The sequence below is a fragment of the Romboutsia sp. 1001713B170207_170306_H8 genome, from assembly GCF_015550495.1.
In the GTDB taxonomy this organism is placed as follows: domain Bacteria; phylum Bacillota; class Clostridia; order Peptostreptococcales; family Peptostreptococcaceae; genus Romboutsia_E.
Map to the genome: position 1 here is coordinate 47,471 of NZ_JADNAX010000006.1, position 22,719 is coordinate 70,189.

At 26.9% G+C, this 22,719-nt stretch carries 21 protein-coding genes, 1 riboswitch and 1 other annotated feature; of the genes, 7 read left to right on the forward strand and 14 right to left on the reverse strand.

The window, feature by feature from the left end:
* Positions 1-427 precede the first annotated feature (427 nt).
* Both I2A66_RS12180 and lexA read left to right on the forward strand, forming a co-directional pair.
* A complete protein-coding gene (locus tag I2A66_RS12180) occupies positions 428-1,609 on the forward strand; it encodes a tyrosine-type recombinase/integrase (RefSeq protein WP_122639878.1) in 1,182 nt (393 codons plus the stop codon).
* A gap of 162 nt (positions 1,610-1,771) precedes the next feature.
* Positions 1,772-2,407: a transcriptional repressor LexA gene (lexA, locus tag I2A66_RS12185; protein ID WP_122639621.1), complete on the forward strand. Its 636-nt coding sequence runs from the start codon at positions 1,772-1,774 to the stop codon at positions 2,405-2,407.
* A gap of 76 nt (positions 2,408-2,483) precedes the next feature.
* On the opposite strand, the gene deoD is transcribed toward lexA, so the two are convergent.
* Positions 2,484-3,203 carry a purine-nucleoside phosphorylase gene (gene deoD, locus I2A66_RS12190; RefSeq protein WP_122639620.1) on the reverse strand — a complete coding sequence of 240 codons (720 nt, stop codon included), beginning with the start codon at positions 3,201-3,203 and terminating at the stop codon, positions 2,484-2,486.
* 161 nt (positions 3,204-3,364) lie between these two features.
* Between deoD and I2A66_RS12195 the strand changes: the two genes are divergently transcribed.
* A complete protein-coding gene (locus tag I2A66_RS12195) occupies positions 3,365-3,796 on the forward strand; it encodes a DUF4829 domain-containing protein (protein ID WP_147516023.1) in 432 nt (143 codons plus the stop codon).
* Positions 3,797-4,097: 301 nt separating this feature from the next.
* Entirely contained in the window at positions 4,098-4,706 is a 609-nt protein-coding gene (locus I2A66_RS17885; protein ID WP_147516022.1) for a lysoplasmalogenase, read from the forward strand.
* A gap of 48 nt (positions 4,707-4,754) precedes the next feature.
* On the opposite strand, the gene I2A66_RS12205 is transcribed toward I2A66_RS17885, so the two are convergent.
* The 6 genes from I2A66_RS12205 to trkA all read right to left on the reverse strand — a co-directional run bounded on the left by I2A66_RS12205 (position 4,755) and on the right by trkA (position 10,759).
* Complete coding sequence (locus I2A66_RS12205) at positions 4,755-5,285, reverse strand: hypothetical protein (protein WP_122640316.1); 531 nt, start codon at positions 5,283-5,285, stop codon at positions 4,755-4,757.
* Between the two features lie 77 nt (positions 5,286-5,362).
* Positions 5,363-6,025, reverse strand: a complete 663-nt coding sequence (locus I2A66_RS12210) for an amino acid ABC transporter ATP-binding protein (protein WP_122640317.1) — start codon at positions 6,023-6,025, stop codon at positions 5,363-5,365.
* 9 nt (positions 6,026-6,034) lie between these two features.
* A complete protein-coding gene (locus I2A66_RS12215; RefSeq protein WP_122640318.1) occupies positions 6,035-6,646 on the reverse strand; it encodes an amino acid ABC transporter permease in 612 nt (203 codons plus the stop codon).
* 34 nt (positions 6,647-6,680) lie between these two features.
* Positions 6,681-7,460 carry an amino acid ABC transporter substrate-binding protein gene (locus I2A66_RS12220; protein WP_122640319.1) on the reverse strand — a complete coding sequence of 260 codons (780 nt, stop codon included), beginning with the start codon at positions 7,458-7,460 and terminating at the stop codon, positions 6,681-6,683.
* Positions 7,461-7,606: 146 nt separating this feature from the next.
* Positions 7,607-7,869 (reverse strand) — a binding site (T-box leader).
* Between the two features lie 88 nt (positions 7,870-7,957).
* On the reverse strand, positions 7,958-9,400 hold the full coding sequence (locus I2A66_RS12225) for a TrkH family potassium uptake protein (RefSeq protein ID WP_122640320.1): 1,443 nt from the start codon (positions 9,398-9,400) through the stop codon (positions 7,958-7,960).
* A gap of 9 nt (positions 9,401-9,409) precedes the next feature.
* Positions 9,410-10,759, reverse strand: a complete 1,350-nt coding sequence (trkA, locus tag I2A66_RS12230; protein ID WP_195251745.1) for a Trk system potassium transporter TrkA — start codon at positions 10,757-10,759, stop codon at positions 9,410-9,412.
* Between the two features lie 227 nt (positions 10,760-10,986).
* Here trkA and I2A66_RS12235 point away from each other — a divergent pair, with 227 nt between their 5' ends.
* Complete coding sequence (locus I2A66_RS12235; RefSeq protein ID WP_195251747.1) at positions 10,987-11,376, forward strand: 4Fe-4S binding protein; 390 nt, start codon at positions 10,987-10,989, stop codon at positions 11,374-11,376.
* 122 nt (positions 11,377-11,498) lie between these two features.
* Here the strand turns inward: I2A66_RS12235 and I2A66_RS12240 are convergent, their stop codons facing one another.
* From I2A66_RS12240 to nifV, 3 genes are all read right to left on the reverse strand, one after another.
* On the reverse strand, positions 11,499-12,578 hold the full coding sequence (locus tag I2A66_RS12240) for a hypothetical protein (RefSeq protein ID WP_147516019.1): 1,080 nt from the start codon (positions 12,576-12,578) through the stop codon (positions 11,499-11,501).
* 199 nt (positions 12,579-12,777) lie between these two features.
* Complete coding sequence (locus tag I2A66_RS12245) at positions 12,778-13,773, reverse strand: isocitrate/isopropylmalate dehydrogenase family protein (protein ID WP_147516018.1); 996 nt, start codon at positions 13,771-13,773, stop codon at positions 12,778-12,780.
* Between the two features lie 15 nt (positions 13,774-13,788).
* Positions 13,789-14,946, reverse strand: coding sequence for a homocitrate synthase (nifV, locus tag I2A66_RS12250; protein WP_122640326.1), 1,158 nt, complete (start codon positions 14,944-14,946; stop codon positions 13,789-13,791).
* Positions 14,947-15,272: 326 nt separating this feature from the next.
* Positions 15,273-15,378: riboswitch (SAM riboswitch) on the forward strand.
* Between the two features lie 84 nt (positions 15,379-15,462).
* Here nifV and I2A66_RS12255 point away from each other — a divergent pair.
* Positions 15,463-16,290, forward strand: coding sequence for a MetQ/NlpA family ABC transporter substrate-binding protein (locus I2A66_RS12255; RefSeq protein WP_147516016.1), 828 nt, complete (start codon positions 15,463-15,465; stop codon positions 16,288-16,290).
* Positions 16,291-16,352: 62 nt separating this feature from the next.
* Here I2A66_RS12255 and I2A66_RS12260 read toward each other — a convergent pair whose 3' ends face one another.
* Entirely contained in the window at positions 16,353-17,636 is a 1,284-nt protein-coding gene (locus tag I2A66_RS12260) for a methionine gamma-lyase family protein (RefSeq protein WP_122640328.1), read from the reverse strand.
* Between the two features lie 205 nt (positions 17,637-17,841).
* Between I2A66_RS12260 and I2A66_RS12265 the strand changes: the two genes are divergently transcribed.
* Positions 17,842-19,221 carry a GntP family permease gene (locus I2A66_RS12265; RefSeq protein WP_147516015.1) on the forward strand — a complete coding sequence of 460 codons (1,380 nt, stop codon included), beginning with the start codon at positions 17,842-17,844 and terminating at the stop codon, positions 19,219-19,221.
* A gap of 60 nt (positions 19,222-19,281) precedes the next feature.
* Here I2A66_RS12265 and hfq read toward each other — a convergent pair whose 3' ends face one another.
* From hfq to mutL, 3 genes are all read right to left on the reverse strand, one after another.
* The gene (hfq, locus tag I2A66_RS12270) at positions 19,282-19,542 is read right to left on the reverse strand and encodes an RNA chaperone Hfq (RefSeq protein WP_122640330.1); all 261 of its coding nucleotides are present in this window, start codon (positions 19,540-19,542) and stop codon (positions 19,282-19,284) included.
* 84 nt (positions 19,543-19,626) lie between these two features.
* On the reverse strand, positions 19,627-20,568 hold the full coding sequence (miaA, locus tag I2A66_RS12275) for a tRNA (adenosine(37)-N6)-dimethylallyltransferase MiaA (protein ID WP_122640331.1): 942 nt from the start codon (positions 20,566-20,568) through the stop codon (positions 19,627-19,629).
* Positions 20,569-20,584: 16 nt separating this feature from the next.
* Positions 20,585-22,705: a DNA mismatch repair endonuclease MutL gene (mutL, locus tag I2A66_RS12280; protein ID WP_195251751.1), complete on the reverse strand. Its 2,121-nt coding sequence runs from the start codon at positions 22,703-22,705 to the stop codon at positions 20,585-20,587.
* Positions 22,706-22,719 lie beyond the last annotated feature (14 nt).

Sequence of the window (22,719 nt, forward strand, 5' to 3'; positions counted from 1 at the left end):
ACATATAACTAGTTTCTAAATGTATATTTAGGGAATAGTTATATAAATAAACATTATATACAGTACTCTTAATATAATTTTTTAGTATTTTTTAAATTTATAAATGTATACTATTTTTTCTCTTCACTCTTATTTTATTCATATTCATATTCATATTCAAAAATCTGTATATAAGTGTAAATATAAATTAATAATTAATAAACTTCCATATAATTTTATTTATATATAATACTTAGTTATTTTAAATTTTTTTGATGCTTACAATATATTTATATAGATATATTATTTATTTTGTATACATACATATTTAATTTTAATATCTATCCTAATCTCTTCTTATCTTTTATCCATTGAAAGAAAAAAACTAATATGATATTTTATATTATTATACACATAATAATTAATTTGAAATTTAGGAGGATTTATTTTGAACAAGGATAAAATCTTAAAAATTAACAATAAATCAGACAAACCAGATAATATAGTTATTAGAGATAACAACATTGTGGAAAAATGTATTAAAATAGAAAATCAACTACCTAAGTTTATGAAAGATTATTTCATATATCTAAAAGGCTCTGTAGCCGTTTCTACGCGTTATGCTTACCTTGAAGATATAAACTTCTTTTGCACTTATTTAGTCGAGTCTCAGGAGCTTACGAGAGCTGAAAGTACAAAAGATATAACTCTTGAGGAATTTAATTCTATAAAAGCAAGAGATGTTAACCTATTTCTTGGAGATTATTGTAGTAGATACTATAAGCATACAGAAAAAAATACATTAATATTTGAAAATAACAATAGAGCTTTAGCTAGAAAAAAATCATCTCTGTCTACCCTATTTAAATTTCTTTATAGGAATGAACAATTAGAAAATAACATTACAGATGGATTTAACCCAATTAAGCTTCCTAAGCCTCAACCGGATGCAATAAAAAGGCTTGATATTGATGAAGTTACTAAAATGCTAGATGCAGTAGAAAGCGGCGAAGGTCTTACTGAAAAAGAAAAAGTATATTGGAAAAAGACTAAGCTTCGTGACAAGGCTATCTTAGCATTATTCGTAACCTATGGACTAAGACTTAATGAGCTTAGAGAACTTAATATTTCTTCTTTTAACTTCTCTAGAGGTGAATTTAAGATTTATAGAAAAAGAGGTAAAGAGGTTCTTATGCCTATAAACCATACATGTGAAACTGTTGTAAAAGATTATATTTTTAATGAAAGGCCTAAAAGCGAGTCGTTAAGTGATGATGTTAAGGATGCTTTATTCTTATCTCTTCAGAAAAAAAGGATTACACCTAAGTCTATTAGAGATCTTGTGAAAAAGTATACGTCTATTTCTATGGATACATCTAGAAATAAAGGATATAGTCCACATAAATTAAGAGCCACTGCTGCTACTTCTTTAATACAAACAGGTTTTTCTATTTATGATGTTCAAAATCTACTAGATCATGATAATGTTACAACTACCCAACTTTACGCTGCTCATAAAAAGAATGTTAAGCGTGATATTGTTAATAACTTCGAATGGGTTGATGACAATGATAAACTTGAATCTATAAAAGAAATTGAAAATGACATAGAAACCAATGAATCTTTATAAATTTTGCTTACTAATATGCATTTAACTTATTTAGAACAAACGTTTGTGAAATCAAGCTTCTTGTGTTAAAATATAATTATAAAAGCTTAATTAGATTATATTACGTTGGAAATTTTAAACGTTATTTAATACATCATTTATAAATAGAAGGGAGTTGATTTTATGTATTTAGACTTAAGTGAAAAACAACTAGGTGTACTAGAATTTATTAAAGAACAACTTATTGCAAAGGGATATCCACCTTCTGTAAGAGAAATATGCGCTGCTACTGGTGTAAAATCTACATCAACAGTTCATGGATATTTAAACAAATTAGAAGAATTGGGATATATCAGAAGGGACCCTACTAAACCTAGGGCAATTGAGATATTAGATGATACTGTAGGATATAACGTATCAGGATTTAATCAAGAGGTTTTAAACTTACCTCTAGTTGGTCAAATAACTGCTGGTGAACCAATATTAGCCCAAGAAAACATAGAGGAATATATTCCGCTACCTGCAAACCTTATACATGGTCATGAAAACTTTTTATTAAAAGTTAAAGGGGAAAGCATGATTAACGCAGGTATATTAGATGATGACTATTTAATTGTTGAAAAGAAAAACATTGCATTCAATTCACAAATAGTTATTGCTCTTATAAATGGAGAGGTTTCTACTGTTAAAAGATTCTTTAAAGAAGGGAATTATGTAAGATTACAACCTGAAAATGATTTTATGGATCCAATACGTGTTGAAGCTAAAAATGTAGAGATTTTAGGTGTAGTTACAGGGGTATTTAGATCTATGGTCTAAAATATAAACTAGTTAAAAAATAAAAAAGATATGATTTATTTTTAAATCATATCTTTTTTATTTTATGTAATATTTATTAAGCTAATTCTAAAGCTATTTCCATCATTTTAGTGAATGCTACTTGTCTTTCATGTGCAGTAGTTTCTTCTCCAGTAAATGGACAATCAGATATTGTAAGTATTGTTAAAGCATTCACTCCTGCTCTAGCCGCATTCATATATAAAGCTGCAGCTTCCATTTCTACACAAAGTACACCCATTTTTTGCCACTTAAGTAATGCATTTGAACCGGGCTCTCCATAGAATACATCTGAAGATAAAATATTACCTACTGTTACATCTGTACCTTGTTCCTTAGCAACATTTACAGCTTTTTGTAATAATTCAAAGCTTGCTATTGGAGCAAACGTACCTGGTAATTCATATGAAGATGCATAATTTGAATTTGTACAAGCACCCATACCGATTACGACATCATGTAACTTTAAGTTTTCATTTATTGCTCCTGCTGAACCAACTCTTATTAAGTTTTTTACACCATAGAAATGTATTAATTCGTATGAGTATATTCCTATTGATGGCATACCCATTCCACTACCTTGAACCGATACTCTTTTACCCTTATAGTATCCAGTGTAACCATACATACCTCTAACTGTATTATATTGCACAACATCTTCTAAGAATGTTTCTGCTATGAATTTCGCTCTAAGAGGATCTCCTGGTAATAAAACTGTTTCTGCTATGTCTCCAACTAATGCATTGTTATGCGGAGTTGGTACTGGTGATTTACTCATTGTTTGTGCCTCCTGAATATTTATAAATTATATTTTTTAATAGCAATATTATAACTTCTTTAATCATTGCATGCTTTAGTATACTATAATTGTTTAAATAAGTATATATATAAAGTATAAGTATAACATTGTTTCTTGTATATCTATGTGGAGGTGTGAATTTGTTTAAGAAAAAACAACGTATTGCAATTATAGTACTTATTCCTATGCTACTTTTCACTTTTATAGTCACCGTAAAAACAAAATCTTATTCTTCAAATCCAGCAAATATTATTCATGAATATTATGAATATAAAAATCAAAAGAAAATAAATGAAATTTCCAAATTACTATATAATAAAAATGAATTGGATAGTATTAAGCTTCAACTCTCCTATCTTTCAGAAGTAAGTATCGTAAGCATAAGAGAATATAATAATCCAAGTCTACTTAATCTATATTTAAAATCAAATGATAGTTTAAAGAATGATGATATAAAAATTTATAAGGTTATTTATACGGCATCTTACTCATCTCAAGAATTATATAAAAATGGAGAATATGAATCTTGGTGTTTTTTAATAAAAAAGATTATTCAAATAATTGGTTATTAGATCCTTATGATAACTAATATAAAAAAACAAAGTAGCCATTAAGTAAGTAATGACTACTTTGCCTTTTAAGATAACAAGATACTCAGCCTATATTTACTGATAATTTGCTTTTATCTGCGTAATTCTAAGATAACTTTTGTCTGTTCAAAATACTATAGGGAAGTACTTCAATACTTTTATTATCTTAATTTAATAATATGTTTTTATATTAAAAGTGTTACATTTTACCATTAAGAACATTTGTTCTTTTTTGTAAAAGTACACTTTTCACTTAGTTTTATAGAAAAAGAGGTGATTTTATATGAAAATTAATACCTTATATATAAAAATTCTTGCTAGTTTACTCTTCTTAGTGATATGCATATCTTCTTATTTATACTCTAAAAGTAATTTTTTATATTTTATCTTATTATTAATAGGACTTTTCTGTTCTTTTTTAGGCGATATATTTCTTGGAATACAATCTAAAAATAAAGATACTCTAGGGACTCAGTTTATATTTGGGATAATTAGCTTCTCTTTAACTCATATTTTTTATATTTCTTCATTTTCATATATTTATCCATTTAATATAAAAGATTTACTTCTGTCTTTCATAATGTTATTTATTATAATAGCTTTTTTAAAATATCGAAAGGATTTTGACTTTCAAGATTTTTTTATTTTGTCTTGTATATATGCATGGATTATAAGCTTAATGTTTTGTAAATGCATATCTACATGTTTATTTTTAGGTAAATCAACAATATCTGTTATTCTTATTATGGGATCTTCTTTATTTGTTATCTCAGATGTTATATTATCATTTATAGTATTTGGTAAAAGTCATATTAAGTATTTATCTATCTTTAACTTAATTACTTACTATATAGGTCAAATCTTAATAGCGTCTAGTGTACTTTTCATATAAATAAAAAAAAGAATGGTAATATATTATCCATTCTCTTTTTTTATTTAACTATCTAAATTCTGATATGTTATTATCTATACTTAAAAACTTAAGTATACTTGGTAATGGAAGTTTTTTAGCTTCTATTCCTTTTCCAAACTCTTCATAACATTCCTTTAATTCTTTATCATAAGTATGAATTATTCCATATTCTAATTCCGATAGATGAGTATATAAGTATTCCTTAACATCTTCTAAATTCTTTAAATTATCTATTTCACTTTCATTTAATATATGTTTAAATATTTCGAAGCCCTCTCCTCTTGAAGTCCATATAAATATTCTAAATGTGATCAACGCTCTTTCTATAAATAATCCTGTACTTATCGAATTCATATGATTTATATCATCGTATAAATGTTGATTAAAATCGATAAAACCACTTGGAAGTAAGTCATATGACTTTTCCTCATTAAATTCAATCTTACTTTCTATTATCTGTTTATATAGGCTTTCATATCCAGTTGCGTTTATTAGCATATCAGAAAACTTTGTAGGTTGTATGAATATATTTTCTTTAGTTATAAATTTACCTTTCATAAGTACCTCTCTTAATGTCTAATTAGTTTTTACAATATATTTTATCATATAAAGATATTTATTCAAGAATAAAGTTTTTAACTAACCTCTTTACTATATTCAATTATTCCATTACTTATATTTATTGTATTATCTGCAACTTCATCAGCAAAATTAGTATCATGAGTTATAATAAGTATAGTCATTCCTTGTGATTTAAGCGTCTTCATTATATTAACAATATTTTTTGTAGTTTCTTTATCTAAAGCTGAAGTTGGCTCATCAAAGCAAAGTATCTTTGGCATTAAGGCACATGCTCTAGCTATAGCTACTCTTTGCTGCTGACCACCAGATAATTGATATGGATAAAAATCACCTCTATCCTCTAACCCAACTAATTGTAATAATTCATTAGCTTTATTTATAGCTTCTTTTTTAGGTACTTTTAAAATACCAATTGGAGCTTCTATAATATTTTGTAATACACTCATATGAGGAAATAAATTAAAGTTTTGAAATACCATTCCTATTTTGCCTTTTTGATTATGAATGTCCTTACTATCGTTCATAACTTCTCCATCTATTATAATTTTACCAGAATCAAATTCCTCTAATCCGTTTATACATCTAAGTAAAGTGGTTTTACCTGCACCTGACTTTCCAAGTAATACACCTACCTCACCTTTTTCTAATCTAAATGAAATATCTCTAAGTACATTATTATTTTCAAATGATTTATTTAAATTCTTTATTTCTAACATAGTTTCCTCCTATTTATAATACGAATATTTTCTTTCTAGTAATTTAAAGCCTTGAGTAATAATCATTACTAAAGCTAAATAAATAATTCCTACTTGTATTAATGGTAATAAACTAACTTCTCTTATAGATTCTATTTGAGCCAATCTTAAAATATCATTTAACCCTAAAATATATACTAGTGAAGTGTCTTTTATTAATGTAATTACCTCATTTGACATTGGTGCTAGTATTCGTTTTATAACTTGAGGTAACAATATACGTTTATACATTGTAATCTTATCAAAGCCTAATACTACAGCAGCTTCTCTTTGTCCTTTATCTATAGATTCTATTCCGCCTCTAAATATTTCTGCAAAATAAGCCGCATAATTTAAAAAGAATGCAATTATACCCGATGTAAATCTATCAAATGTAACACCTAATAGTGGTAATCCATAAAATATGACTATTAACTGTAGAAGCAAAGGAGTACCTCTCATAACTAATATATATAGTTTTGCTACTAATTGTATTATTTTAAATTTAGACCTCTTTAAAATCGCTACTACGAGCCCTAATGGTATTGATAATATTAAAGTCACTATAAAAACTGATATTACAATGCCTAATCCTTTTAACATAAATTTGCCCCCTTAATTAAAACTTAATTACTTATTACTTAAACCATTTAGAATATATGTCATCAAATGTATTATCTTTTTTAATTTCATTTAGTGCTGTATTAACTTTATCTCTAAGTTCTGTATTATCCTTTTTAAATCCAACTACAAATACTTCTGTTCCGAAATCATCATTTAAAATAGAATAAATATCTTGATCTTTTTGGCTTATATAATATCTAGCAAGAACTTCATCTGCAACTAAAGCATCTATTCTCCCTATTTCTAAATCTCTAAAAGCATTATCGAAGGTATCATACAAGACTGGTTCTTTATTATTTATACTATCAACAAATGAAGTATCTTTTAAGACAGCTTCCATGCCAGCTGAATCACTTTGAGTTCCGACTGTTTTATTTTTTAAATCAGATTTACTATTTATATTAAAACTCTTTAATGTAACTATTATTTGCTTATTATCTAAATAAGAATCTGTGTAAGCTACTTTTGACTTTCTTTCTTCTGTTAATGTATATCCATTCCAAATTGCATCTATATTACCAGAATTAAGCTCAGCTTCTTTCATAGACCAATCTATTGATTGAAATTTAATATTCATATTTAATCTTTTTCCTACTTCATTTGCTAAGTCAACATCAAATCCAACTGTATTTCCTTTGCCATCTAAAAATCCCATTGGAACAAATGTATTATCATAACCTATTACCATTTCATTATTAGATTTCTCATTGATATTTGAACATCCTACTAAAACACTTGTATATATTATTGATAAAGTTGTAATTACTATTTTTTTTAATATATTTTTCTTCATAAATTCATTCTCCTCTTATTTATTTTCTAAATATTCTGAATAACAAAAGTATAATCATATCTTGATATACGATGTACGGTAATTAATATAAAATAATTAGGGCCCTTAAATTTTCATATTAAAAAACTCCCGTCTATAGCTTATAGCTATAGGACGGGAGTTAACTCACGTGGTTCCACCTATATTCATTAATGCCTCACGACAATAACCTCATCAAGTACTGCAATTAACTTGCTAATACTTTAGCACTATAACGGGTGCAAGGAATCCGGTACAGCCTACTAAAACAGTATTCTTTCGGTGTACTGCTCAAAGATGTGTTTCAATATAATATCAATATTTCCTTTCACCAAACGGAAACTCTCTGAAAAAGATGCTTATATCTACTCTTTCTTATCATCGCATTTGTAATTTCTTTATTTAATTATGTTTAAATCTTATATTATTATTTTATTCATGTCAATCATTTTATTATTTTTTCTTATAAAATTATATATTTATTTATGAAGCTTAAACGATGTAAATAGAAAAATCATTGGAAATATCTCTAATCTTCCAGCTAACATATCAAATATAAGTGTTAATTTAGATAGGTCAGAAAACGATGAAAAATTTCCAACAGGTCCTACTATAGAACCAAGACCTGGTCCTACATTACTTAAACATGTAACTACAGAGGTAACCATGCCAATTAAGTCTATATAATCTAGTGACAATAATATCATAGATACTATTATTATTATTATATATATAAAAAAATAAGTTTGAATTACATTTATAGTCTCATTTTCAACGTATTCATCATCAACCTTTATAGCATGTATAGAATGTGGTGAAAATATACATTTTAAATTGTTTATAGATACTTTAAATAAAGTTAATACTCTATATACCTTTATTCCACCCCCTGTTGATCCAGCACATGCACCAACTAGCATTAGAAGTATGATTAAAACTTGAGATAGTTTAGGCCAAAGAGAAAAATCTGCAGTTATAAAACCTGTTGTTGTTATAATTGAACTTACTTGAAAGAATGCATCTCTAAATGCTCGTCCTATGTTCATATATGATGGAATTATATTAAGAGTAATAATAATTGTAAAAAAAGTTACTATCTTTAAGTAACACTTTAATTCCTCACTTTTCAAAGCTTCTCTTATATTGCCTAAATAAACTAAATAATAGATATTAAAGTTTACTCCAAATATAAGCATAAATATGCCTACCACATAATCTATGTACGCACTATTATAAGATGCTATACTTGCGTTTGTTATAGAGTAGCCACCTGTGCCTGCAGTTGAAAAGGTTATAACTATGCTATCAAATAAAGGCATCTTACCTAATAGTAAGAATCCAACTTGAAATAAACTTAATGCAAAATATATCAAACATAAAATACGAGCATTCATTTTCACCTTAGAAACAAACTTAGTAACTATAGGACCTGGTACTTCTGCACGCATTAAATATATATTTTGACCTTTAGATTGTGGCAAAAATGATAATAAAAATACTAATATCCCTATACCGCCAATCCAATGAGTTAAACTTCTCCAAAATAACATGGCATAACTTAGCTTCTCAACATCAGTTAAAATAGTAGATCCTGTGGTAGTAAATCCTGAAACAGTTTCAAAGAATGCATCTATAAATTTAGGTATTTCTCCACTTAGATAAAACGGAAGTGAACCTAGTAATGATACAAGTATCCAAGATAAAGAAACTATTATAAATCCTTCTTTTGTATAGATTTTATGCTCCTTAGTTGGTATAATCGCTAATATAGAGCCTATAGCAATACATATTAATATAGACTGTATAAAGTAAGTATAGGCATCTTCATTATAAATAAAAGATACACCTAGAGGTAAACATAATAAAAGAGCTTCAAATAATACAATTTTTCCTGTTGTTTTTAAAACTACATTTAAATTCATTTGTTCCTCCTAATATATGATATTATCTAATCTTCTTAAAAACTTATTAGTAGTGATTAAGATAACATTATCGTTATTTCTTATATAATCATCATTTGTAGGTACTATAATTGAGCTATTTCTAATAATTGCTAAAATTATGATATTAGGTTTAATATTAAGGTTTTTTAATAATAATCCTGTTACTTTATCTTTTTTTGTTGCTTCAAATTCTAAAACTGTTACTTTATAACTTACTTTTTTTGTCATATATTCCTTTAAAAAAGTACATTCTTTTTCCTGGATACATTTAATTATATAACTTGATATAATCTCTTTAGGAGAGATAAATGCCGTTAAATCGCTGGACTCTAGTAAATTTGTAGTTGATATGTCATTTATTTTAGTGATTACTTTTTCTACATTACAATGAGATGCATACATTGATACAATTATATTTTTTTCATCTACATCAGTCATAGATACAAAAACGTCAGTACTTCTTATTCCCTCTTCAAGTAAAACATCTGGGATTGTTCCGTCTTCATTTATTATCTTAGATCTAGGAGCTAAGTGAGTTATTAATCTACATTTTTCTATATCTTTTTCTATAATTTTAACTTTAATTCCTAAATCACTAAGTTTATTAGCTAAACATATACTTACATTACCCCCACCAACTATAATCACAGATTTTATATTATCATGCAATATACCTGTATTTAAAAATAGAGACTGTATATTGTTATATTTACCTATTATATATACCTTATCATTTTCCTCTAATATAAAATCATAATTAGGAATAAATATTTCTTTATTCCTATATACAGCATAAACTAATACACTAGTTTTAAATTTTTTATTTATATCTATTATCTTAGTGTTAATCATCCTATTATTTTTTTTAAGTATTATTTCAATTAACTTAATACTTTCATCTTTAAATGAAGTAATACTTAAACAGTTTGGATATCTTAAAACATTTATAATTTCTTCTGAAACTATTTTTTCAGGACTAACTATTTTATCTAAATCAAAACTCTTCATCATAAAATCTAATTGATACAAGTACTCTATATTGCTAACTCTTGCAATAGTAGCTTTAGCACCTAATTTTTTAGCTATTATACAAGCCAGTAAATTAATCTCATCTGATGATGTAACTGCTATAGTTATATCTGATTTATTTACATCCGCTTTTACTTGAGTATCATAAATAACTCCATTTCCACATATAGCTTTAACATCATAATTATTCATGATTTTATGTATTTTAGTATAGTCTACATCTACTACAACTATATCGTGATTTTTTTTTGATAAGTTTTCAGTTAAAGACCTACCAACTTTTCCATTTCCGATTATCACTATATTCATAGTCGACCTCCAGTATGTATATTGAAATTAGATACAATTTAATTATTTTATTTATTCCTATGATAGATATATGCATTTTAGACTATATTATTATAAGTCTATGATATGTTTAAAGTTTAACATTATGAGTGGTTTTAATTGCTTTTTTATACATTGTATTCTACACTTTAAGTATCAACAAGGGTTCATACATAAAACTGTTAACTTAAACTTTGGAGGAGTATAGTATGAAAAAATTAGTTGTTACTGACAGATTAAAATGTCAATCTTGTTTATCTTGTGAAATAGCTTGTTCTGAAGCTTTTTACAAAAATTACACTGAGGAAACTTCGTGTATAAGAATAGGTAATAAAAAAGATGATTCTATAGATGTAAAAGTCTGTAATCAGTGTGGTGTATGTGCAAATAAATGCCCTGAAGGCGCTATAAAAGAAAATTCAAAAGGAGTGTACATGATAAATAAAAAATTATGTACAGGGTGTATGACTTGTGTTCAAGTCTGTCCTAAAGGTATAATAGCTAAAGTTGAAGAAAAGGAAACTCCAAGTAAATGTATCGCTTGTGGTAAATGTGTTGATGTCTGTCCCGAGGAGATATTATCTATACAAGAGGTGTAATATAAAATGGATGTGTAATAATTTATTTAATTAAGTACACATCCATTTCTTAATCTATTTCTATTATTTTTACATTATATTTTTTATATATTACAAGTATATTTTTTAATTGCTTAAAATTACTATTTAGTTGCAATATCTTTGTTCTTAAAAGTCTTATAACTATGCATAAATGCTCTACTATTAAAAATATATTTTCCACCAATTTGAGTGTAATATTCTCCTGTTGAATCATAAATATCTTTAACTCTTTGAGTTAGATTTTTATGATAATATCTAAGTTCTTTAAATTCAGCTTTTAATTTATCAGCTGTCATCCAAACTTTGTTAGATGTTATATCAGCTAACTTAATATTTTCAAACTTTATATCATTTCTTTGTCCATATACATAAATTTCAGCTAATATCTCTTGTAAATTTTCATTAGTAAGATTATGCTTAAGCTTTAAATATGTTATAGCACCCATTGAATCTATACCTTTATCTTCAAGCTTTTCTTGATTTATTAGAGCATCTAAAGGCTGTCTTTTTATATATATATAATTTGCATCATCAAGTATATATTTACCTCTTAGATACTTAGCAGGCTTATATATTACAAGTATAGGACTATATTCTCCATTAATTTCCTCATTATTATAATCTAATATATCTTCTCTGCTATTAAGATTGTACTCACTAGAAATCATACCATATCTTGATTTTTCTTTTAAGGAATACATATTTTCACTTTTTATGTAATCTATTATGTCCTTTACGTAATCTTTATCAACTATATGAGTTCTATCATAAGTGTTATTAATATAATTACTTATTTGTTCTTCTTTAATTTTATTTATTTCATCTATATTTATTAAAAGTGCCGCACAAAGAGTTCTAAATTTAGCTTCTATATTAGTTATATCTGATTTTATATAAGCCTGAACATGATTTAAATTTTCCTCACTCTTTATACTTATAATATCCTTGCAAATCTGATCAATTGATATTAAGCAATTTTCATCAAATATATATTTGTTAATATTCTCTTTTAATTGTTCAATATTAGAGTATATTCTTATATAATCACTTAATAAGTGTAATTTACTTTCTAATATTTCTTTTGGTATATTTATATTTAATTCATTTTCTTTAACACATAATCTTAAATCCCTATCATTGATTATATCTACTATATTATTTACTTTAACCTCTTCTGTCATTTTACCTCACCTTACTGCTCTAATTTAAAACTATGTATAATTATAACATGAATTTTATTCACATATAGATATTAATTGATTAAAAGCATTTTATTTTTATATAATTTTCATTTAACAGAAGGTTTTATTAACTATAATTTTATTATGTAAATAAATCAAAAAGAGCTAACTCTTTCTTGATATAGCTCTTAATATAATTCTATTTGATGTGTTTACAAATTTCCTCTACAAACTCTTGTGTAGTTGCGCTTCCCCCTAAATCAGAAGTCATTACTTTTCCTTCCATAAATACATGCTTAAGTGCATTTTCAATTTTTATAGCTTTATCTTGTTCGCCTAAGTATTTAAGCATCATAACTGCGGATTGAATAATTGCTGTAGGATTTGCTTTATTTTGATTCGCAATATCTGGTGCACTTCCATGAACTGCTTCAAATACAGCATAATCTTTTCCTATATTTGCGCCAGGTATTATTCCTAATCCACCTACTAATCCTGCACATAAATCAGATAGTATATCTCCATACAAATTAGGCATTACCATCACATCATATTTTTCAGGATTTAATACTAAATTCATAGCAGCAGCATCTACTATTAAATCGTTATATTCAAAATCATGTTTTTCACATATACCTCTAAATATATTTAAAAATAGACCATCTGTTAACTTCATTATATTGGCTTTATGAACACAAGTTAATTTATTTCTATTATTATCATTAACATAATCACAAGCAAATTGAATTATTCTTTTAGAAGCTTCTTTAGTTATTATTTTTATGCTTTCAGCACCATACTCCCCTAATTTGTGTTCTATTCCTGTATATAAGTCTTCTGTATTTTCTCTAACTATAACTAAATCTACATCTTCGTATCTTGATTTAATACCTTTAAATGTTTTTATCGGTCTTAAATTCGCATATAAGTCTAATTCCTGTCTTAAAGTTACATTGACACTTCTAAATCCTTTACCTATAGGAGTGGTTATTGGTCCCTTTATTGCAACCTTATTTTTCTTTACAGTATCTATTACATGTTTCGGTATAGGTGTATTGTATTTTTCTATTGCATTTTTACCTGCAATAACTTCTTCCCATTCTATATTTACACCTGTAGATTCTACTACCTTAACCATAGCCTTACATATTTCTGGTCCTATACCATCTCCTGGTATTAAAGTAATTTTATACATTTTAATTTCCTCCAATTAGTTTTTATTTATATATTTTTTAATATCTTGATATATTTGTACTAACTCCTTATCGAATAAAGTTCTTTTTGCTCTTATAGATAATGCTCTTACAGCTTCTAACATCATACTAGCTTCTTTTTCATTTAAATTTATTCCATATTCCTTAAATTTATTTACAATAGCTGCTTTACCAGAATGTTTACCTATTACTATTTGTCTTTCAAGACCAACTTCTTTTGGATCGAATGCTTCATAATTAGTTGGGTTTTTTATCGCTCCGTCTGCATGAATACCAGATTCATGTTTAAACATGTTATCTCCTACTATAGCTTTCCACTTTGGTAATTCTCTTCCTGATGCATTAGAAACATATTCTGATATATATTTAAACTTTGTTGTATCTACATTTACTTCATATTTATAAACGTATTTTAAAGCCATTAAGACCTCTTCTAATGCAGCATTCCCAGCTCTCTCTCCTAAGCCATTTACAGTAACACCAATATGATTAGCACCTCCAAGAACACCCGCTATTGCATTAGCCGTAGCCATTCCAAAATCATTATGTGTATGCATTTCTATATCAAACTTAGTTTTATTGTATAATCCAAATATAATATCTTTTATGGCAAATGGTTCCATTACACCTACAGTATCACAATATCTAAATCTATTAGCTCCAGCTTGCTTTGCTAATTCTATAAATTTAACTAAAAAATCAAAATCTGCTCTAGATGCATCTTCACCATTAACAGAAACATATAATCCATTTTGCTTTGCAAATTCTACTGCTTTTACCATATTTTCTAAAACCCATTCTCTCGAAGTTTTTAACTTATGTTGTATGTGTATATCAGATACTGATACAGAAATAGCAACTGCATCTACACCACAATCTATAGAATTTTCTAGATCTGTAATCACTGCTCTATTCCATGCCATAATACTGGGTTTTAAGTTTCTTTTACATATAGACTTTATCACTTCTTTCTCATCTCCACCCATAGCAGGTATTCCTACTTCTAATTGATTTATACCTAAATCACTTAACATTTCTGCAATTGCTATTTTTTCATGATTAGCAAAAACTACACCTGCTGTTTGCTCTCCATCTCTTAATGTTGTATCAACTATACTTACTCCCTTAGAATGTTTTTTGTCAATAACACACATAAAATCCCCCCTTATTTATATCATTAAATTTTATACTAGCTGCATAATTTATTTAATAAATTTCATTTTATTATTTTTATAAGTTAGATTTTAAATCTTTTTATATATTATATTCGTTATTTTTCAATGTTGCATTAATTTTATAATATTTATTAAATTAATCAAAAATGAAAGTTTTTATATACATATTTCATATTCAATAAAATTTTATTTATTAATATATCTTATAGCTCAAAATTTCATCAAATTTAATTTATATTCAGAAAAATCTAAAAAGTTATTTACAATTTGATTAATTTATATTAATATAAATATAAATTAAATAAGCCTTATCAAGAGAGGTGGAGGGACTGGCCCTTTGAAACCCGGCAACCAGTATATTTCTTATATACATGGTGCTAAATCCTGCAGCACATAGCTGGAAGATAAGTATAAACTGAAGTTAACCTGAGTTTATACTCAGGATTTTTTATATTTTTTAGGCTTATTTCATAATAAACTTAAGGGGGATCTTATATGAAACTTAAAAAATTATTTAACAAGAAATTATTAGGAGTCGTGTTATCTTTAACACTAGGTATCTCAGCTGTAGGGTGTTCAACTAAAAGTAATGTATCAAGTAAAAATGATAAAACAATAGCTGTTGGCGCTATGCAAGTTCCAGGTACAGAATTATTTGAACATCTAAAATCTGAAGTAGAAAAAGAAGGTTATGAACTTGAAATAGTAACATTTAATGACTATACTACTCCAAATACAGCATTAGCTGATAGTGAGATTGACGCTAATTTATTCCAACATAGACCATATTTAAATGAATCTATAGAAAAGCAAGGATATGATTTAACAGATGTGGTAGGACTATATGAAGTTCCTCTACAAGCATACTCAAATAAAATAAAATCTTTTGATGAATTAAAATCTGGAGATAAGTTTGCAATACCTAATGATCCAACAAATGGATCTAGAGCCTTAAAAATATTAGAAGATGAAGGAGTAATAAAATTAAAGGAAGGTGTAGAACTATCTTCTGCAAAAGATATAATTGAGAATAAAAGAAATATAGAATTTATAGAAGCTGACGCTAGTCAATTGCCTTCATTATTACAAGATGTAGATGCTGCATTCATAAATGGTAATTTTGCTGCTGCTGCCGGATTAGATGCAAATAAACAAAGTATATACTCTCCAGAAATAGACGGTACATACGAAAATGTATTAGCATGCAGAACTGAAGACTTAAATAGTGAAAAAATAGAAATATTAAAAAAGATTTTAACATCTGATGAGTCTAGAAGCTTCTTAAAAGAACATTATAAAGGTATAATAATTCCTACATTTTAAATATAACTAAAAATAGCTCCTACATGTTATTTAACATAATAGGAGCTATTTTATATAATTTATTATTTATTTTTCGCTTTTTTCATAGACTGAATTGCTTTTAATGTACCCATCTTAGAATGATCAAATGTAAGTCCACCTTGGAAGTATACATTATATGGAGGTCTTATAGGAGCATCTGCACTTAATTCTATTGAAGATCCTTGTATGAATGCACCTGCTGCCATTATTACTTCACTGTCATAACCTGGCATTGCCCATGGCTCTGGTCTAACGTAAGAATCAACTGGAGCTGCAGCTTGTACTCCTTGACAGAAGCTTATAACTTCATCAGCATTATTAAGCCTAACAACTTGAATTATATCACTTCTTAAATCATCATATTTTGGAAGTACGTCATATCCTAATTTTTCAAATGCTCTTGCACAGAATATAGCACCCATTACAGCTTGAGAGGTAACATATGGTGCCATGAAAAATCCTTGAAGAACTGTTCTTGTAGTTCCAAATGTAAGTCCACATTCTTTACCTATTCCTGGAGTTGTTAATCTATATGATATCATTTCAACTAATTCTTTCTTACCAGCGATATACCCACCTGTTAATGCAAGACCACCACCTGGGTTTTTAATTAAAGAACCAGCCATTATATCTACGCCAACTTCTGTAGGCTCTTTTGTATCTAAAAATTCTCCATAACAGTTGTCAACCATAACTATTATATCTTTATTGATTGATTTTACAGTTTCTACAGCTTCTTTTATATCTTCTATTGTAAGAGATTTTCTCCAAGCGTATCCCTTAGACCTTTGTATCATTACAAGCTTAGTTCTATCATTTATTTTATTTTTTATACCTTCTAAATCTATATTTCCATCCTCTAAAAAGTCAACTTGATCATATGTAACTCCAAACTCTTTTAAAGATCCTTTTTCTTCCCTTATACCTATAACTCCTTGTAGGGTATCATAAGGTGCACCAGTAACTGAAAGTATTTCATCACCTGGTCTTACAATACCTTGTACACATAGACTTAATGCATGAGTTCCATTTACTATTATCGGTCTAACTAGTGCATCTTCTGCTCCAAATACATTTGCAAATATTTCTTCTACTTTTTCACGACCTATGTCATTATATCCGTAACCAGTAGTCCAGTTAAAGTGATTATCACTTAAATGAGCTTCCTGCATTGCCTTTAATACTTTATATTGATTAAATTCTCTTATTTGTTTTAGTTTTTCAAACTGAGGTTCTATGTCCTTCATTACTTCTTCTGCTAATTCAAAAGTTTCATTATCAAGTCCATAAAATCCTTTTAGTAGATCTTTAGTTTCATTAAGCATTTTATTCCACCTGTCTTTTTGTTTAATTTTAACATTAGAATTTTACCATATCACATATATTACTGCAAGTTTATACTTAATATAGTATTTTAAGTATAATAATATATTAATACTATTTGTAATTACAATACTTTAAATTTTTATTTTTGGATATATTAATATATACAATAATCTAAATATTAATATAGAAAGAGGACAACTTAATATGATAGGTATGATTGGATTAATTTTATCATTATCTTTGATAATAATATTAGCTTATAAGGGATATTCAACAATTATAACTGCTCCACTAGTAGCATTATTGACTGTATTAATTATAGGTGGAGAATCTAGTACACATTTAATGGTTCATTACACAGAAATATATATGGGTGGTTTTTCTAACTTTGTAAAAAACTATTTTCCAATCTTTCTAACAGGTGCTATTTTTGCAAAGTTAATGGAAGAAGTTATGTATGCTAAGTCTATAGCAAACTTCATTACGAATAATTTAGGAAAAGACAAAACTATATTAGCTGTAGTACTTGCTGGTGCACTTTTAACCTATGGAGGTGTATCTTTGTTTACTGTTGCATTTGTCTTGTATCCAATAGCAAATGTACTTTTTAAAGAGTCCAATATCCCTAAGAGATTAATTCCAGGGACTATTGCATTAGGTGCATTTACATTTACTATGACTGCTCTTCCTGGAACTCCAGAAATTCAAAACGTTATACCTATGAGATACTTTGGAACAGATACATTTTCCGCTCCATTAATAGGAATAGTGGCTAGTTTGCTAATGCTAACACTTGGTATGACATGGCTTACATACCGTGTAAAAAAAGCTGAATTAAATTTAGAAGGCTACGGTAACCATTTTATAGAAAATAGTAACATTGATTCTAAAGATCCTCCAAATATATTTGTAGCACTTGCACCAATATTGATTATATTTACAAGTAATTTATTCTTTTCTAAGGTATTTTATAAACTTATTGATGGTTCATATCTAAATAAGTATAATCTTACTTTAGATAATGTATCTGGAACATGGAGTGTTATTATTTCTATTGTCATAGCTATATCATTTATAATATTGCTTAACTTCAAAAAAATATCTAACTTAAATAATGTTATTAACGGAGGTATTTCAAATTCATTTTTACCTTTACTTAGTTCAAGTGCCATTGTTGGTTATGGAAGTGTTATAAAGTCTTTACCTGTATTTATTACATTACAATCAATAATACTTCATATATCTTCTAACCCTATAGTATCAGAAGCTTTATCGGTAAATATAATATGTGGTATTACTGCTTCTGCTTCAGGAGGTCTTACTATAACATTAGATTCACTAGCACATACTTTTATAGCTATGAGTAATACTCTTAACATATCACCACAAATCATGCATAGAATCGCTTCTCTTGCTTCAGGTGGACTAGATACACTTCCACATAACGGTGCTGTAATTACAACACTGGCTATTTGTGGATTAACTCATAAAGATTCATATAAAGATATATTTATTACCTCTGTACTTATACCAATATTTGTGACTACTATAATAGTTATAGTAACTTCAATATATTACACTTAAAATATAAAAAGACTCAAACTAGAAATAAGATCAGTTTGAGTCTTTTTATATTTTAAATTATTAATATCTATTATTAGTAGTAGCTTGAACTTGATTATTTTGTAGATTTATATTTTTATCAGGTATCATAGTTGATACTGCATGTTTATATATCATATTTTGTTGTCTGTTATCCCCTTCTACTAAGATTATGTAACTATCAAATCCTTTTACAACACCTTTAACTTTAACTCCATTCATTAAGTATATAGTTACAGGTATTCTTTCTTTTCTTGCATTATTTAAAAATAAATCCTGTAAATTTAAAACTGAATTTTTCATTGCCTAATACCCTCCCGAGATAAATTAAATTTTAAAATTATGTATATATTTTATTTAATATTTTACACTATTCTATATTATATTTTATACAAGTTTAATACTATTTTCAATAAAACTTAATACATCTTTTTCTAATATGTCGAAATCTTCATATTCATCTAGATTAAACCATTTAGCTTCTTTATACCTTTTAAACCATGTAATTTGCCTTTTAGCATATCTTCTAGAATCTCTTTTTATTATTTCTATAGCTTCATCATATGCATACTCACTATCTAGATATTTAATAATTTCTTTATATCCTATACCTTGCATAGATATTAAATCTCTAGAGTATCCCATATTAAGTAAGTTTTTAACTTCATCTACTAGACCTTTTTCCAACATTATGTCTACTCTTTTATTAATTCTTTCATATAAGTGAGCTCTGTCTCTATTTAAGACTATAATTATCGGTTCATATTTATCATTAAATTGTAAATCTTTTGAGAAATCATTCATTTTTTCTCCACTAAGACACACTTCTAAAGCCCTTATAACTCTTTTAGTATTATTTTTGTGTATCCTACTTGCTGCATCTTCATCAAGTTCTTTAAGCTTATTGTGTATATAATCTATACCATTTTCTTCAAGTTCTAATTTAAGCGTCTCTCTTAACTCATCATTAGCATTTGACTTTGCAAAATCCATATTATAAATTAATGAATTTAAATATAATCCTGTTCCACCTGTAACTAATGGCAACTTTCCTTTATTAATAATTTCTTCTATATAATTATCAGCTCTTTTTTGGAATTCTGAAACAGAGAAGTTATAGTCTGGCTTTACTTCATCTATCATATAATGAGTAACTCCACTCATCTCTTCCTTAGTTACTTTAGCACTTCCTACATCCATATACTCATATATTTGCATAGAGTCTGCTGATATTATTTCTGCATCCAAATTTTTAGCTATTTTAATAGACAAATCAGTTTTTCCAACTGCAGTTGGTCCTGTAAGTATAATAAGTGGTACTTTCTTCATAATAACCTTCCTTAAATTACATGATTCTTTTAAACATTTTTTCAATTTCTTTTTTTGTTATTTCAACTATTATAGGTCTACCATGTGGACAAGTAAAAGGATTTGTACATAAGCTTAATTGATTGATTAAACTATCAATTTCAATATTATGTATTTTATCATTTGCTTTTATAGCTGCTTTACAGGCCATTGATGCAAACTTTTCACCCTTTAACTCATAATTATTTTTTATTTCATTTATATTATCTATTATTTGAAGTATAAATTTTTCAGACTCCGGAACTCCAAATGTAGTTGGTACACATCTTATCATAATATGATTATTACCAAAGATCTCTATTTCAAAACCAAACTTCATAAATAAATCTAGGTTCTTTTCCACTTGTAACATATCAACACTAGATAACTCTAAAATTATAGGATCAAGCAACATCTGCATACTTATATCATGGTTATAAAACTTCTCCATATATTTTTCGTATAAAACCCTTTCATGTGCTACATGCTGATCTAGTAAATACATAGAATTTCCTTTTTGCAATACTATATAAGTGTTAAATATAGTACCTACTACATTATAACCACTTAGTGAAAATTTATTATCATCCTCCACAAAGAATCCTTCTTGAAAACTTTCAATAGGTTCATCATTTTTATCTTCAAAAATAGTATCTATATAGTCCGTTTCTTCTATCTTATCTAAACTTTCTAAATCTTCCATACTGAAAGATTTGCTTATATCTATGTTACCATCTATAATGAACTCGTTTTTATTATCTAACTTGCTTATAGTTATGTTTTTAGTTGGTAATTCTATTTTATCTTTATTAATTATAGATCTTTCTAAGCTTTTAGTTATATTATTATTTTCTTTTAAGCTATTGTCTATTTCATTTATTAAATTATAATTATCATTTATACTTATATGTTCATTTTTATCATTGTTTATACTAATATTTGATTTATTATCTTCTTTATTTTCATTAAGTATTTCATTTACAGACTTAAAGCTATTTATATTTAAGTCCTTAGATATATCAATTACTTCTATTGGAGCTTCACTTTCTTTTACTTTATCTATATTTTGTATAGACTTTATAGTAGGATTACTAGTTTTTTCATAAATCTCGTATTTTCCTAGTAAATTAGAACTCAATAATCTTCTTCTTAAATAGTCTCTAAGCTCTATATATAGATCTTTCTCATCTTCAAACTTAACTTCAAGTTTTGTAGGATGTATATTAACATCTATTTTAGATGGATTTATTTTAATATTTAAAAAGCATACTGCATGTTTTCCAATTGGAATTATAGATTTATAAGCTTCTGCTATTGCATCTAATATAACCTTACTTTTTACAAATCTTTTATTTATATATGTATGTTGTAAGTTTTTATTTGATCTGTAAGCATTATTATTGCCTATATATCCACTCATTTTAAAATACTCGCACTCAAAATCTACATCAATTAAATTTTCAGTAATGTCTTTTCCATAAATACTTCTAATTACATTAATAAGTTTTCCATCACCTGGTGTATTTAGCATTTGCTTTCCATTATTTATATACTTGAACTGAACATTTGGATTTCCTATTGCAAGCTTATTAATTAAATCACTTATATTAATAGTTTCAGCATGAGTTGATTTTAAAAACTTTTGTCTAACCGGTGTATTAAAGAATATATCTCTTATTATCATAGTTGTACCATTATTAGTTCCAACGGGCTCCTTAGATATTATCTTACCACCTTCAACTATAACTTTAGTTCCTACAGCTTCTTCTTTTGATTTAGTTATCATTTCCAGTTTTGATATAGCAGATATAGATGCTAATGCCTCACCTCTAAAACCTAAAGAATATAAATCATATAAATCATCTATTTTTTTTATTTTACTAGTTGCATGTCTTAAAAATGATTTATCTACTTCGCTGGATAATATTCCATATCCATTATCGGTTATTCTTATGGACTTTTTACCACCATCTACTATATCTATAATTACTTTAGTAGAATTTGCATCTATACAATTTTCTACTAATTCTTTTACTACAGAAGAAGGTCTTTCGACAACTTCCCCTGCAGCTATTTTATTTATTGTTAAATCGTCTAATATATTAATTCTATTTGACATAATCTACCTCCAGG